The following is a 15,458-nucleotide window of genomic DNA, read 5'->3' on the forward strand; positions in this document are numbered from 1 at the left end:
GGAAACAGTAAAGACTGGACAGTATCAGAGGTCGCCCCATGGGTAAACCTGCATTCACAAGGATAGTTAAACTCCACTAATTGCTTTACTCGAAACTCTAGCAAGAAGCAAGGAAAACACTATGAACAATAGCAATGAAGTATGTGATGTTTTAGGAATAGATATCAGCAAAGCCAAATTTGATGTTGCACTCATCCAAGGCAACGCCAAAATCAAGAGCAAAGTATTTGGCAACAATCCTGAAGGATTTGCTGAATTACAAGAATGGCTAAATACTCAAGGTGTCACAAATTTACATAGCTGTATGGAAGCCACCAGCACTTACGGCAATGGGTTAGCTAGATTCTTAGTAGAGGCAGGATACAAAGTAAGTATCGTTAATCCATCACGTCCCAAAGCCTTTGGTAAGAGTGAATTAAGTCGTACAAAAACAGACCGTGCTGATGCCAAAGTGATTGCTAGATTTTGTGCGGCTTTAAAGCCTGCACCATGGACACCACCACCATTAGAAATTGAACAACTCCAAGCATTGGTGCATCGTTTAGATAGCTTAACTGCCATGCAGCAGCAAGAGCTGAATCGGCTTGCTACGGCTGATCCAATTTTGGTGGAGGCAATTATTGCTCACATTGATTTTCTCAAAGAGCAAATTGAGATGACCAAGAAATTGATTCGTCAGCACTTTGATCAACATCCTCATTTAAAATCTCAACGGGATCTGTTGACTTCTATTCCAGGTATTGCTGAACTAACTGCAACTGTATTACTGGCGGAAATTCGGGATATTTCGGCTTTTGATACTGCTGATCAATTAGCCGCTTTTGCGGGTTTAACTCCCCGCGAGTTTTCTTCTGGTTCTTCAATTCATGGTAAGCCTCGTTTATCTAAAATTGGTAATGCGCGTTTGCGTAAAGCTCTGTTTATGCCTGCGATTGTTGCTCGTCGTTATAATTCACCGATTACTACTTTCTGCGATCGCCTTACGGCTAAGGGTAAGTCCAAAATGTCTGTCATTGGCGCGGTCATGCACAAGCTGTTACGACAGGTCTTTGGCGTTCTCAAGTCTCAGCGTTCTTTCGATCCCAATTTTGTTCAAATTCCCTCTTGACTTTTTGTTGCTCAAGACAGTATCTACAAAGGGCATCTAGCAACAGTCAAACAACAAATCACAGAGATGGCAATCAATGGCAGTGGTATCAGAGATACAAGCAGAGTGTTAGGTATTAGCCCCACCACAGTGATTAACGAATTAAAAAAAAGCAGGAAGATATAGAAACTGTGAACTATCCATTACTAGAGCAACTGGATGTAGAGACAATAGATGTGGATCTTTATCAAGTTGAATCCGCAGAGATGGATGAAATGTGGAGTTTTGTTGGCAGTAAAAAACAGCAAAGATAGTTATGGCACGCAATTGATCATGCAAGTGGAGTCGTTTTAGCATATGTATTAGCGCCACATCAAGATCAAGCTTTAGTTAAACTGGTTAATCTCCTAAAACCATTTGGCATCAAGCGATTCTTTACGGATGCTTGGGGCGCATACGAGAGAATTCTTGACCCTGACACTCATCTTATCGGCAAGAAAAATACTCAAAAAATTGAACGTAAGCATTTAACTTTGCGAAATCGGATTATAGCGTTTAGCCAGAAAGACGATTTGCTTTTCTAAATCTATTTTGATGCACGATATTGTCATTGGACTATTCATCAATAGATACGAATTTTCTATCCCATCCCATCATACTTTCCAACAAATCTGAAACATTGCCGCGCAAGTTTTTAGAAACAAAAATCAATCTACAGGAATCTTGTATTTAGCTTGCAGTAATCTCGACTTAAACGCAGCTGACATCCACACAATTTATCAAAAACTTTGGAAAGTTGAAGAATTTCACAGGTCTTTGAAATCTAATCTCGCTCTTGCTAAGTCTCCAACTGGGATTGCTCATACTCAGCAAAATCATAACTTTGCTTGCTTTTGTGCTTTTGTCTAAGTGTCTCCATCTTAAAACCAAACTCAATCATTTTGCTCTCAAGGCTAGACTCTACTTCAAGGCTATTAGGGCTAGTTTCTCCCTTCTTTAAAATTAGACTGTTCCTTCCACATAATATCAGTTAAAAGATAATTATGTTTTTGGCTTTGATGGGTTTTATTTTAGGCGATCGCTGATTTTAGAGATTACATTGGGGGCGATCGCCTAAAGTTTAGGCTTTAAACAGGGGTAGAGAAGCGGATTTTTAGATAATCATCTTCCATTTTTGCGCCAGATGTTTGGAGAACTGATAGAGCTTGAGGTAATACTAGATTACGACGATGATTACCAATACGGATATTTAGCTCATCACCAGTTTTTGTTAACTCAATCTTCTCCTTCGCCACACCAGGTAAATATAATTCCAAACGATACTGCTTGTTCTCTTCGACCACACGCATCGTATTCTCTTTGTAATAGACCTGTGCAGGATCTTCTTCCCCAAATAAAGTCACCTTGAGTCTCTCTAAGGCTTCAATACCGCACATTTCCTCCGCATACAGAGGAATCTGTTTGATTGGGAGTGGATGGAAGTCACGATAAATCTGTTCGCAGTATTGTTTTTGATTTTCTTTCCATGCCTTAAAGAAGGGATCTTGGACTTCCTCTGGAATGATCCGATTAGCAATTACCAAATCCGTCGCCACATTGTAGAGACTGAGATAGGAATGTGCCCTGAGTGATTCATTGATGACCATCTTTTCGGGATTTGTCACCAATCGAACGGTAGTAATTGTGTTATCGGTGAGGATTTTTTCAAGGGCTTCCAGTTCTTCATAGAACTCGTAGGGAGCATCCATCACTTCTTTATTAGGTAAAGAGAAACCTGTGACACGCTTAAAAATTGGCTCAAAAACAGGACTCAAGACTTGAGCCATGCCTTGCAAGGGCTTATAAAACTTCCGCATATACCAGCCTGCGACTTCTGGAAGAGATAGTAAGCGCAAGGCTGTTCCTGTTGGTGCAGAGTCAATTACCAATACATCAAAATCCTTTTCGTCATAGTGGCGTTTGACTCGCACCAAGCCAAAAATTTCATCCATCCCCGGGAGGATTGCCAACTCTTCAGCCTGTACGCCTTCTAGACCTCTTGCCTGTAAAACTTCGCTAATGTAACGCTTAACTGCACCCCAGTTGCCTTCTAGTTCCCTTAAGGCATCTAGTTCTGCTCCCCAGAGGTTTGGACGTACTTCTTTAGGATCATGACCTAACTCGACCATAAAGCTATCAGCAAGGGAGTGAGCAGGATCGGTACTCAAAACTAGCGTTTTATAACCCAATTCAGCACAGCGTAAACCTGTGGCTGCTGCTACGGAAGTTTTACCAACTCCGCCTTTTCCTGTCATTAAAATGATACGCATGGTCGATATGACTCGTCTTGTTTAATTTTTAATTATCTTAGAATCCAGAATTAGCCTCGCTTAGCGTGACTAGTCCTAGTAAATTTTGAATAAATAGATGGCTTTGCAAATCTTTACATTTGCTATTCATTCTAACATCGATCTGGAGATCACCAATGCGAAAAACTTAAGGGATTATGAAGACTATTCTTTAGTTTTCTAGCTTTTATGGCTATATATGTGTTAGCTTAGCGACGTGTAGTAGTTATGTATATTGATTAGTTAAGTGCTGTAAGGCGTTAACCTATATGAATCAGACACCAAGCTCTCCTATAGATTTAGAGCAACTTAATCAAATATCGGAGGGAGATATCGAGTTTGAGATTGAGGTTTTGCAGGTCTATGTAGAAGATGTTCATCAAAGACTAGAAATAATGCGTGGGGCGATCGCTAGTAGTGATCACTTGCAGGTTATGAAGGAGGCTCATCACATCAAGGGGTCGAGTAGTAATGTGGGGGCTTTACAAATACGTGATTTAGCTGTGAAGCTTGAAGAGCTAAATCTAGAGCAAGATGGTATGAAAGCTGCGGATCTGATTGAGGAGATGTTTCTCCACATACAATCTGTTGAGGCATTTATTGCTGAAAAATTATCGACGGTAGTATCTTGAGAAATTCAGGCTTAACTGTCACTTACAGCACTTTGCGCCCAAACCAAAACCAAGAAGAATTTTGAAAATGTCGCTAAGCAAAGCTTTCAAAATTCTTCTTGGGGTTTATTTGATTGGTAATTGCTGTAGGAAAGCAAAAGAAAATATGAACCCGCTTTTTTGTAGTGAGTCTTTGCCACTTCACAAAAAAGTGGGTTCTCGTTTTGGAATGAGATTACTAGACTCTAAATGCGACTATACTAGTGATAGCAATTTGCTCAATCAGAAATCAATCAGAAATTAGTTATGAGTCTTCCTTTACCTGCGTTTGACCTGAAATCTGATAATAATTATGAACTAATGGATGTGGAAGCAATTCAAAAGGCTTTGGGGCGATCGCGGGCTTCGGTATATCGATATGCTAACACTGACCCAAATCAAAATGAGCTAAATCTACCCTATGATCCTCAAAAACTTAATCCAGAGTTGCGCCAAAGCGATCGCGAACCCTTGTTATTTCACCCTACCGAAGTTTCCAGATTTGCAAGGGATGTCTTGAAAATGAAGCAGGTAACGATTCAGGTGCAGGAGCCAACTCAGAATGAGACTAATCGGCTTTTGCGAGAAATTTTGCAAGAATTAAAGACGATGAATCAAGCAATGAATTCTCATCACGATTCATAAAAGATAGGACTTACGCAAAAATAACTTTAAACCCGCATTTCATCGTAAGGGCAATTCATGAATTGCCCTTACGATGCGTCGCTTTGCGTAAGTCCTAAAAGAGAAGATGCACTTTGTGCGTCTTCTCTTTTATCGATTAACTGAGATAAGTATATCCGTTTAAGCAATGCTCATATTTTTGTAAGAATAATCTAGCTTCATCAAGGGTAATTTGCTTCTCTTGAAGAGCGCGTTCCGTTTCTTGGCGAATATTCTCTAGCATCGCATCACGATTGTACTGCACATATTCAAGAACTTCAGTCATGGAGTCGCCCTTAATTACATGCTCAACCTTATAACCCGTAGGAGTTGCGTGAATATGCACCGCATCGGTATCACCAAAGAGGTTATGCAAATCGCCAAGGATTTCTTGGTAGGCTCCGCCAAGGAATAGGGCGAGGAAGTAAGGTTCTTCGGGAATAAAGGGATGTAATTCGAGAACGGATTTCACATCACGCAGATCGATAAAGCGATCGATTTTGCCGTCGCTATCACAGGTGAGATCGGCGATCGTGCCGCGACAGGTGGGTTCTTCATTGAGGCGATGGATCGGCATGATCGGGAAGAGTTGATCGATCGCCCAACTATCGGGAGCAGACTGGAAGACGGAAAAATTGCAATAGTAAGTCAGTGCCATCGAGCGTTCCAAGTCTTCGAGATCGTCAGGCACATAGTTTAATTTGCGCGTCACCTTCCGAATGCGATCGCAACATTCCCAGAACAGTCGCTCAACTCTGGCGCGTTGTTTTAGGCTGAGATAACCAAAGGCAAATAGGCTAATGGCTTCTTGATTGAACTGCACCGCATCGTGATAAATCTCTTGATAGTTGTTCTCATTGATATTTTCCAATGCTTCAAAGAGATTACGGACAATGAGATGCTCATCTTCCTTTAATGGCTCGATCGCTTGAGAAGGTGTGCCGCTAATGCCCACTACGTCAAAGATTAAGACCGATTGATGAGAAGCGATCGCCCGACCACTTTCGCTCGTTAAAGTGGGAACAGGAATTCCCTTTTCCGTACAGGCATCCTTAATTGCCGCGACGATGTCATAGGCATAGTTCTGCATACTGTAGTTTTTGGAAGCATAGAAATTGGTTTTAGAACCGTCGTAATCTACGCCCAAACCACCACCGACATCGAGATGTCCCATTGGTGCGCCTAGGGTCGTCAGTTGTACATAGATTTGTCCTGCTTCCCGCAATGCGTCTTTAATCGCGCTGATATTACTGATTTGCGAACCAATGTGGAAGTGCAGTAATTTGAGGGAATCTAGCATATTTGCGGCTTCCAACTGTTCGACGGTTTCGAGGATTTCCCACATCCGCAATCCAAACTTAGCGCGATCGCCTGTTGAGTCTTCCCAATGCCCTAGACCTTTGGTGCTGAGTTTAGCGCGGACACCGACCACAGGCGCAATGCCTAATTTCGTAGCCGCACGGATGATCATCTCTACTTCTTCTAGCTGTTCGATCACAATGATCGTATTTTGTCCCAGTTTCCGCGCTAGCAGGGCAGTCTCAATATATTCCGCATCCTTGTAACCATTACAAATCAGCAGTGAACCAGGGGTGCGGAGGGTGGCAAGGGCAATCAGTAATTCAGGTTTAGAACCTGCTTCCAAACCAAATTGGAAGGGTTTCCCATATTTAGCAATTTCTTCTACCAGTTGTCGTTGCTGATTGACTTTGACAGGAAAAACGCCACGATAAACGCCATTGTAGTTATAACGGGCGATCGCCTTGGCAAAGGTGGAGTTTAAGCGCTCAATGCGATCAGCGAGAATATCCGAAAATCTGACTAGGATCGGCGATCGCAATCCCCTCTGCTTGAGATCATTCACCAGTTCAAACAGGTCAATACAGCCACCGCGATCGCCTTTGGGAGAGACAGTTACGTGACCAGCCTCGTTAATACTAAAATAAGGTTCACCCCAGCCATTGATGCGATAAAGGGTTTCACTATCTTGAATCGTCCACTTTTTGGCATCGGCAACGACAGGTAACTGAATCTCTTGCAACATTGTTAATAAACCTTTGATAAACCCTACAAACCTTAGATCTACATATAGCGGTTTGCAAACAAGTATGTACTCATTTACAAACGAAAATCAATTCCAGTAAGAGCTTTGAGTTTTGCCTATGGCAAAATACCAACTGCTCTGGAACAGGCGGCGCTTTCGGCTGACCGTATCAACTTTAGCATTATCAATTAAATCTAGGGGCTAAGCCCGCCAAGAGCAGCAATTCTCATTATGGAAAAATTACCTTGATCCAGCGTTAGCTATTGAGAATAGTCGTAATAGCTGTCCTTGAAAAGCCGATGTCTTCGTTGAAAATTTGACGGCTTAGGCTAATCAAAAGTCATAATGAGAATTGCTGCGCCAAGAGTCTAGATCTTTTTGAACAAATAAATTCCTCCTAAGGTGGGAAAGCGCTTCGTGCCGTCCATCCTTAACTATTTGGCACTACCAAATTTTGAGGTGTTAAGCTATATCTAACTTCAGTGCGATTTTGCACAGGATCGCGCTTTCATCTATGGACAAGTCAGCTAAGCCCAAAAATTCTCAATCTTCAAGGGGAGAACGCATTGCTGATCGGGTGACAGCAACTGTTGGTTCTTGGCGATTTATCCTGATTCAGAGCTGTTTACTGGGTATATGGATTGTCTTAAATATTATTAGCTGGGTTAAACATTGGGACGAATATCCTTTCATTCTCCTCAATCTTGCCCTAAGTTTCCAAGCTGCCTATGCTACTCCATTCATTTTGATGAGCCAAAATCGTCAGTCTGATATTGATCGCAGTAAAGCAAAGCAAGATCTCGATGTGGACACAAGAGCTGAGCAAGAAATTGAATCTCTCCATCAAAAAATCGATAGTTTAAGGGATAGAGAAATTGCTGAACTCCGACAAATGCTCAGTATACAGAATCAGACTATTCAACGTTTAGAAGAAATGCTGGCTCATGAAATTGCGGCTAATCATCCTATGTCTGCCACTGAATAAAAATGCGATCGCTTTCATTTCATGATACGAGCAAATAGAGGCAGCAATATCAGCTTGATAAGCGCCCAGTGGTAATATATAAGATGTTACAAAAGTATATGAATAGCATTAGCTAGATCTAGGTAGTTACAAATATGGCAGTCAAACCAGATTGGTTGCGAGTAAAAGCCCCACAGTGGGAGCGCGTTGGCAATGTCAAAGAAGTCCTGCGCGACTTGGGGTTAAATACTGTGTGCGAAGAAGCCTCTTGCCCAAATATTGGCGAATGCTTCAACCAAGGTACTGCCACATTTTTAATTATGGGACCTGCTTGCACCCGTGCTTGTCCTTACTGCGATATTGATTTTGAAAAGAAGCCGCAAGCCCTCGATCCGATGGAACCGATTAACCTCGGTGAAGCAGTACGGCGGATGAATCTGAAGCATGTCGTGGTGACTTCCGTTAATCGTGATGACTTGCCAGATGGTGGTGCTTCACAATTTGTGTGCTGTATCGAAGAGATTCGCAAATTGATGCCTCAGACCACAATCGAACTGCTCATTCCTGACCTCTGCGCTAATTGGGAAGCTTTAGAAACAATTCTCTCTGCCCGTCCCCATGTGCTGAATCATAATACGGAAACTGTACCAAGACTTTATCGCCGTGTTCGTCCACAGGGAGACTATCAGCGTAGTCTGGAACTATTGCGTCGCGCCCGTGAAATTGCGCCTTGGGTCTATACCAAGTCGGGAATTATGGTGGGGATGAGTGAGACTGATGAGGAAGTTAGAGCCGTCATGCGTGATTTACGAGCTGTAGATTGTGACATCATTACCATTGGGCAATATCTCCAACCTTCTGCTAAACATTTGACTTTGCATGAGTTTGTCACACCTGAGCAGTTTGAGGCATGGCGGATTGCTGGTGAAGAAATGGGATTTTTGCAAGTGGTTTCTTCGCCGCTTACGCGCAGTTCCTATCATGCTGAGCAGGTACAAGCCTTGATGAAGCTATATCCGAAGGAAGTGTAGTGATAGATTGAGAAATTGCGATCGCAATATCACTCCATTTTTTTGCTAAAGCGATCGCCTCAACCATCAATAATTCCACTACATAAGCAGTCTTCTCTAAATCTCTATAGCAATCCTAAATGATTTGTGGAAAAAAGCCATAATTAAAAATCTTCTCAAAACTAAAGACTTGAAGATGAGTGACAAACTCAAATAACCTCTTCACATTGTCTTTGTCGGGTATTCTCAGAATATCCTCGTTTACTGTAGAATTCGGCAAACTGACGATTGCATTGCTTACATCAATAGCACTGTTTACCATATCGATGTCCATTTTTTACTACATGCCCTGTACTTAGTATATGAGGACAGAACTAATGCCGCTCAACATTAACAGATTCTGATTCAACCTTATCAAGCTGATCGTCAATTTGATAAGTAACAACTGCTTTAACTCGCCCTTGTCCCAAATAGCCAGTTTTATTGGTCAAGTGCATATCAATCATGGCATTCTCTAAGGGTCTCAGTTCAATTTGCTTTGATGTAAATGCAAAAGGTTGTAACTGATTATCAGCAACACTGTAAATCTCAATATTTTGAATAATTATCTTTTGATTTTTTTCTTGATGATTTTCCAAAGTTAGCAACACAGTGGCAAATCCAATATCTCGATTAGTATCAGGACGAACACCGATAGAAGGGAGATTTTCTTCTCTAGCCATTAAAGAGGTTTTGAGCATAATTTTGATAACGGGAAGTTTATTTTCCCGTTGAAGTAAAGGTTGACTATTAACATACATAGGTACAAAGCTACAGTCTGCTATATTAATTTGCCAACTTAAGAACCCTAAAAAAGGTAAAAGGATTTTCATTCATATACCTGATTGAAAGAAGAATATGTCGGTGTCCTGAGGTGCTCTACGGAGCACCTCAGAAATTCTTTTTGTTAAGTATTAGACCATTGCACAATGCCACGCAATGACAATAGTTGTGCCCAAGTTACATCAGCATGGCTAGTTCCCCAAGGATTACGCAAGTGGAAAGTTCCATTTGCAGGATTATAGGAAGTAATCGTATAGGCATGACCATTGACTACGCTATAGCCTGCACCATACACAAAGCCAACCGTTAAGACCTGATTAGAATTGACCATATTAATTAATTGAGTCTGTGTCATATTGGTAGAAATTTGGGATGAAGTACTTAGTCCTGTCACCTGACGAGTTACCACATCCATCCATCCACCTGCAATGTCAGCATAGGCATTATTGGAAGTGCTAGAGCGACTCCAACCAGATTCCGCAAGTTGAGCATAGGCTTTTTCGGCTAAAGCGACCCAAAGCTCATTATTAGAAGAAGTATAGGAGCCTCCACCCCAACCTGCATAAACAGCAGTTCCCCATGATGTGGTTGGTAAATAGCGATCTACAGTTACATAATCAGCTACGCCATTGTTATAAAAACGAACAGTGAAGGTATTGTCACCATTGTCAATGAACATATTTTGGATAGAAGAGGGTTTCTCTTGGGCAATAGAAGATAAGGTCGCTAAATAGTAGCAATCGCCTAATGCTTGCTGTTTAATATCATCAGCGCTAATGCCATTTTGGAATAGGGAACCACTGATATAACGATAGGTATAGGCTGAGCTTGTAGTATCAGGACGGTCAGTTCCTAAGAACCATTTGCCAATCAGATTTTCCATTTGGGTGGAACTACTACCCGCAAACAAGTTACCGAAACCAGAACGCGCGTTAGCAGGATCACTGTTAGCAATCTTGTTGGATAGCACCCTGACGTAGTCAGCCATACCAAAACGGCTAGCATTAGTCAGAATAGTCCGAAAATCCATTAATTCACTAGCATCAATAGTGCCACCATCTTCTGCATTGCGGAAAATGGATATCATGTCATTACGACTTAAATTGCCGTCAGATGCTAGAGAACGGGTTAAAGCAATAATGCCTGCATCGCGTAGATTTTGTCCAAACCAATCAACTGGAGCAGGTGGTATAACTGTTGTGGCAGAGGCATTGAGGTTGTAATAAGTGGAACCACTGTAGGGTAATACGCGAATGTAATAGGTTCCAGCATTGACTTGTCGCACAATACTTTCAGCACTAGTGCCAGCATTTGTAGAGCTTTGAATTGTGTTGCCACTGGTATCTAGAAGTTGCACATCGGCATCAGATGTCATTCCATTCAGATTCAAGTTCAAGTTACTAGTATTAGCAACTGTGAAACGATAGTAATCATTGGTATCTGCACTACCTACCCAATCTTGGAAAGTAGTAGTAGATGAACTTAAAGTGACGTTACGTGCTGTTCCGAGAGTATTGCCTGCATAATCAGGTGGTATAACAGTTGCAGATAAGTTAAGGTTATAGTAAGTGGAACCACTGTAGGGCGATACACGAATGTAATAGGTTCCAGCATTTAACTGGCGCACAATACTTTCTGCATTAGTTCCACCGTTTGCAGAACTTTGAATTAAACTGCCACTACTATTTAGTAGTTGTACATCAGCATCAGATGTTAATCCGTTGAGGCTCAAATTGAAGTTGCTAGTATTGCCAATGGTAAAGCGATAGTAGTCATTTGTATCTGTGCTACCTACCCAATCTTGGAAAGTGCTATTAGATGAACCGACGGTAATATTACGTGCTGTTCCTATTGTATTACCTGCATAGTCAGCAGCCATTTCTACTGCAGTCAAATGACCGTTTAAGTTAATGAAGCCGCGATCGTCTTCTGCTCTAATCCGCGTCAATTCAGATGCACTTAGGGATACCCCAAATATCAAATCTTTTGCTAGTTCTCCCTCATCGCCTTGAGTGTCAGTCCCTACACGATCATCGAGCCAATGAAAAGTTTCTTCAACTAAAACGCCTGCTGCGCCTAGTACTGAGTTAGTTGGTGCAGCACTAGCTTGAAATAGTGCATCCGAAAGATACATTGTTTGTGTAGAACTGGCATATGCGCCAAAAGCGCCATTAGTGTTGGCTGCTGAAAGAATTTGTACGGATGGCAACTGGCTAAAGTCACCTACAGACCACTGCGATCGCACGGTTTGTAATTCAGATGTATTAGCCTTGTTACCAAAAACTTCAACAAATAGATCGGGATTAGAGGCGGCTTGTTGAAGTCTTTCCCTGACTATGCCCAAGATATCTGGAATTTGATTTGCAAAAATTGAAGCATCGCCCCCACTGCCCAAACCAAAGGTCGAGCCTGCATTCTGGTTGACAGACATAATATTTATTCCCTATTGGTGTAATGGTTTAACCCCGATTTTCGGCTGAAAACATATATCTGAGAACGCCCCCCATTACACAAATAACTGTGCTAAACGTTCTTAAATTTTGATGTTATCGCTTAATTATTTATATAATAACTTAAAAAATTCATATGTCAAATAAAAAAAGATATACCCTATGAGGGTATAAACTTAGTTTTCATTAATAATTGGAAAGGACTCAAAAATTTATTTGCATCACTTTTCAGTATCAGAAAAACCAGAGAGATTTTTCAACCTGTTGCATTAAGATGTTTAGCTGCCCCAAATATAAATAGAGCCATTTTCCATTTTAAAAATTCTGGCACTTTCTCCATTAGCATCTTCTTCGCCCCGTTGTTGATAGACAAGCCCACCACGTTCATCAGTATAGACAAATGGACGATTAGGAATTGGTCGAAAATAATCACTTACACCGTCTTCCCATGTAATTGTGACAAATCCTTGACGCATTGAGAAGGTGCAAGGCATTGATACTTTAGCTTGGCTTACCCCATTTTCAAAGTATTTACAATATGCTCTACGACTATCAGCTTGGGCGGGGAGTGAGATTCCTAATGCGGCGATCGCAGAAATTAAGCCAATCAAAGCAACTTTAGTTTTCATATTTTATCTCTTACACTTGTTTGACAAAAACAATGGACAAAATTAACCATAAATTGTTCCGTATTCGCCTTTAATTTTCAGCAATAATTTCAGCAATGATTAAGGAATAAAGGGAATAAACTGACGGAGGAATTTGCGAAGTTTTAATAAATCTATTACTTCTCTCACTTTGGGTGAAACTAAATCTTCGGGGGGGATACTGTCTAGCGATCGCATTTTTTCCATGAGTTCGGTATATTCGGCGGCGGATAGTTGTTTTCCATCAATTGGCGATCGCGCATCGGTATAGATTTCTGCGCGTAAAACTTCTTCGGGAGTATCTTCTTGGAGAGAATATGGCTTGTTCTCTGCAAATATTTGATTGGGAAATGATAGGTTTACCATCTGGAAACTGATAACAGTAGCGATCGCTAAGTTTCTCTTCCTGATAGGAATTCTAATAGGAAGTAGTTGATTCCGTGAACTATAAATATCTTTAACGTCCCAATCGATTTGGTACATCTTCGCAGCCTCCAGGGATAGTTTTACGAGATTTTTTGCCACACCAAGCGCATAGATATTGGCGAGTTTCTTCGGAAAGATCGATCGCTTTGCTAAAATCAGCATCTTCTACAACTGCACCTGTATATTCTCCTGTCTCAAAATTTGGTAAATGGAGGCGATCGCGAGGTGTCGCAGTCTCTAGCTTGCCGTAAAACATTTTGACACGGCTGAGATCTGTACCGCGCAGATTTGCCTTAACCAAAATAGCTCCACCAAAGTTTGCACCCGTGAGGTCGCAATTGTTGAAATTTGTCTTGATTAAATTCGCTCCACTTAAATCAGCATTGCGTAAATCGGTATTACCAATATCACGACCTGCCAACATCATTCCTAAATTGACTACGCGCACTCCATTAGCTAGATCAACTACATAGCCACCAGTTCCATCTAGAATCGGACGACCTAGCAATCCATCACGTTTGAGTGGAGTGAGTAAATTGGCACTGGATAGAAAACGGACAATTTTGGCACGTCCATCGGCATCACAGCCACCAAGTAGAGCTGCTGTCCTTGCTTGAGCGATCGCTCTTTCTAAGGGCCAGTCCTCCAATTGTCCTTGTGGGTCGAGAACTAGATCGGAAATGCCTTGAAAATAAGCATCAATGGTTTGCTGTTGGGTAATGACATTTTGCTGCCCTGTGAGTTCTTCGGAGATTTGATTTTGTCTCCATGCCACCCACACTGCCAAAATCGCAATTAAAATTTGTCCTACGGCTCCTAAAGCTTCCCATTTGAGGCTATCAAACCATCGAATAAAAGCGATATCAAACTGGGTGACATGGGCAAAAACTAGTACTGCAACTCCTGCGATGACACTAGATACAGTGATGTCCCAATGCTTTCCCAAGGGTGAATTAGCGATCGTATTCAGTAATGGCGGTAAGAGAATTGGTAAAACGATCGCAAAAATCGCGCCAAGACTGATATATACCAGTTCATTCTGCTCGAAATACATGGCTGCGATCGCCGCAAATGTCGCAATCGTAGCCATGATTAAGAAAAATGCTTTCAGTCGAGAATTCGGTAGAGCCAATCTATTTAACTAGTTAATCTGCTAAATTTGATGAGAATTTCGATAAAGGCGGCGATCACCCTCACAATTTTACAATATAGCGTTTCCCAGTCTATAGAGGTTTTCATTTTGCCAAAGACAAAATGAAAACTTAAAATTTTTGCCAAGATTCATTATTTTTTATCTCGATTGAATGCAAAGCACTACATACAGCGCTTTGCATTCAATCCCGCACCAAGAAATTTTTTAAAAGCGTTGCTTTGCAACGCTTTTAAAAAATTTCTCGTGGTTCTTTTGATCGAAAACTGCTGATAGATCTTTTTAAATAAAAATTTTGAAAGCGCTGCAAGGCAGCGCTTTCAAAATTTTTATTCCTTGAATTGATGCCATTGTCGAGGATCAAGTCGATAGTATCTTTGTAAGAGTTCGTAAAGGCAAGAATGCTTTTGATATAGCTGTCTTGGCTTCTCAAAAAAAGTTTCCGTGGCGACGGCAAAAAATTCCGCAGGATTTGTTGCCCCATAACTATCAATTATAGTCTTTTGCTGATGTTCCACTTGATCGCATAGTTGCAGATAATCAGAGGACATGACCTTTGCCCATAATGCATAATCTAATGTCCTTGGCAAAATCGGCACACCTTCCGCACGTCCATCTTCTTGATCAAGTTGGTGAGCAAATTCGTGCAATATGACGTTATGTCCATCTTGCCAATTGCGTAAATCCTGTTGGATCTGTTCCCATGACAGAATTAGTTGATCCTGCGTCCATGACTCTCCCAACCTTGCGACTCGCCTTTCTTCGACAATATAGCGATCGCTCATGACCATCTCATTAACAATATAGGCATGAGGATAAATCAGAATAGAACGTAGATTTGGGAAATAGGTTTTGTGATCGCCAAATAGTAACAAACAAGCGATCGCCGCAATTGTGACCCTCATTTCTTCAGTGACTTGCAAGCCCAAACAACCGATGAACTGCTTTTCCCTTAGAAATACTTGAATGTAGCCTTGCAGTTGTTTTTGCTGGGCAAGATCGAGATCGCGATAAATTGCTAAATTGCTTTCGATAATATGTAACCACTGTCTAGGGCAAGGCTTTGTCCTGATGCGATCGCGTTGCCATTGCACCCACAATGGATAAATGAGGATCGCCACCGCGATCGCGCTGACGACCGCAGAGAAAATAATTGCAAAAAACTTAGCAGAAGTCACAGTAGTTACAGGAAATATCAACCGACCTAAGCGCTATAAG

General features: G+C 41.5%; 14 protein-coding genes and 1 pseudogene. 6 read left to right on the plus strand and 9 right to left on the minus strand.

Annotated features, from left to right (window positions below; genetic code table 11):
• Nucleotides 1-121 precede the first annotated feature (121 nt).
• Nucleotides 122-1,108 (plus strand): transposase, encoded by a 987-nt coding sequence (locus HC246_RS16645; RefSeq protein WP_169364358.1) that lies wholly within the window; start codon nucleotides 122-124, stop codon nucleotides 1,106-1,108.
• 27 nt (nucleotides 1,109-1,135) lie between these two features.
• Nucleotides 1,136-1,762, plus strand: a pseudogene (locus HC246_RS27145) (IS1 family transposase); the annotation flags it as partial.
• 452 nt (nucleotides 1,763-2,214) lie between these two features.
• On the opposite strand, the gene HC246_RS16665 reads toward HC246_RS27145, so the two are convergent.
• Complete coding sequence (locus HC246_RS16665; RefSeq protein ID WP_169364360.1) at nucleotides 2,215-3,396, minus strand: TRC40/GET3/ArsA family transport-energizing ATPase; 1,182 nt, start codon at nucleotides 3,394-3,396, stop codon at nucleotides 2,215-2,217.
• 287 nt (nucleotides 3,397-3,683) lie between these two features.
• On the opposite strand from HC246_RS16665, the gene HC246_RS16670 reads away from it, so the two are divergent.
• Nucleotides 3,684-4,046: an Hpt domain-containing protein gene (locus tag HC246_RS16670; RefSeq protein WP_169364361.1), complete on the plus strand. Its 363-nt coding sequence runs from the start codon at nucleotides 3,684-3,686 to the stop codon at nucleotides 4,044-4,046.
• A 285-nt stretch (nucleotides 4,047-4,331) separates the two neighbouring features.
• Entirely contained in the window at nucleotides 4,332-4,709 is a 378-nt protein-coding gene (locus HC246_RS16675; protein WP_169364362.1) for a resolvase, read from the plus strand.
• A gap of 136 nt (nucleotides 4,710-4,845) precedes the next feature.
• On the opposite strand, the gene speA is transcribed toward HC246_RS16675, so the two are convergent.
• Nucleotides 4,846-6,771, minus strand: a complete 1,926-nt coding sequence (gene speA / locus HC246_RS16680) for a biosynthetic arginine decarboxylase (RefSeq protein WP_169364363.1) — start codon at nucleotides 6,769-6,771, stop codon at nucleotides 4,846-4,848.
• A gap of 514 nt (nucleotides 6,772-7,285) precedes the next feature.
• On the opposite strand from speA, the gene HC246_RS16685 reads away from it, so the two are divergent.
• Nucleotides 7,286-7,756: a DUF1003 domain-containing protein gene (locus HC246_RS16685; RefSeq protein WP_169364364.1), complete on the plus strand. Its 471-nt coding sequence runs from the start codon at nucleotides 7,286-7,288 to the stop codon at nucleotides 7,754-7,756.
• A gap of 134 nt (nucleotides 7,757-7,890) precedes the next feature.
• Nucleotides 7,891-8,766, plus strand: a complete 876-nt coding sequence (gene lipA / locus HC246_RS16690; RefSeq protein WP_169364365.1) for a lipoyl synthase — start codon at nucleotides 7,891-7,893, stop codon at nucleotides 8,764-8,766.
• 115 nt (nucleotides 8,767-8,881) lie between these two features.
• Here lipA and HC246_RS16695 read toward each other — a convergent pair whose 3' ends face one another.
• The 7 genes from HC246_RS16695 to HC246_RS16725 form a co-directional block, all read right to left on the minus strand.
• A complete protein-coding gene (locus tag HC246_RS16695; RefSeq protein ID WP_169364366.1) occupies nucleotides 8,882-9,079 on the minus strand; it encodes a hypothetical protein in 198 nt (65 codons plus the stop codon).
• Between the two features lie 40 nt (nucleotides 9,080-9,119).
• On the minus strand, nucleotides 9,120-9,617 hold the full coding sequence (locus tag HC246_RS16700; RefSeq protein ID WP_169364367.1) for a hypothetical protein: 498 nt from the start codon (nucleotides 9,615-9,617) through the stop codon (nucleotides 9,120-9,122).
• Nucleotides 9,618-9,691: 74 nt separating this feature from the next.
• Entirely contained in the window at nucleotides 9,692-11,998 is a 2,307-nt protein-coding gene (locus HC246_RS16705) for a C2 family cysteine protease (protein WP_169364368.1), read from the minus strand.
• Between the two features lie 297 nt (nucleotides 11,999-12,295).
• A complete protein-coding gene (locus tag HC246_RS16710; RefSeq protein WP_169364369.1) occupies nucleotides 12,296-12,646 on the minus strand; it encodes a hypothetical protein in 351 nt (116 codons plus the stop codon).
• 99 nt (nucleotides 12,647-12,745) lie between these two features.
• Nucleotides 12,746-13,147: a hypothetical protein gene (locus HC246_RS16715; RefSeq protein WP_211167730.1), complete on the minus strand. Its 402-nt coding sequence runs from the start codon at nucleotides 13,145-13,147 to the stop codon at nucleotides 12,746-12,748.
• Nucleotides 13,122-14,180, minus strand: coding sequence for a pentapeptide repeat-containing protein (locus tag HC246_RS16720; protein ID WP_225902971.1), 1,059 nt, complete (start codon nucleotides 14,178-14,180; stop codon nucleotides 13,122-13,124). Before HC246_RS16720 ends, HC246_RS16715 begins: the two co-directional genes overlap by 26 nt.
• Nucleotides 14,181-14,569: 389 nt before the next feature.
• The gene (locus tag HC246_RS16725; protein WP_318655951.1) at nucleotides 14,570-15,418 is read right to left on the minus strand and encodes a M90 family metallopeptidase; all 849 of its coding nucleotides are present in this window, start codon (nucleotides 15,416-15,418) and stop codon (nucleotides 14,570-14,572) included.
• Nucleotides 15,419-15,458 lie beyond the last annotated feature (40 nt).

It is taken from the genome of Pseudanabaena yagii GIHE-NHR1, from assembly GCF_012863495.1.
GTDB classification, from domain to species: domain Bacteria; phylum Cyanobacteriota; class Cyanobacteriia; order Pseudanabaenales; family Pseudanabaenaceae; genus Pseudanabaena; species Pseudanabaena yagii.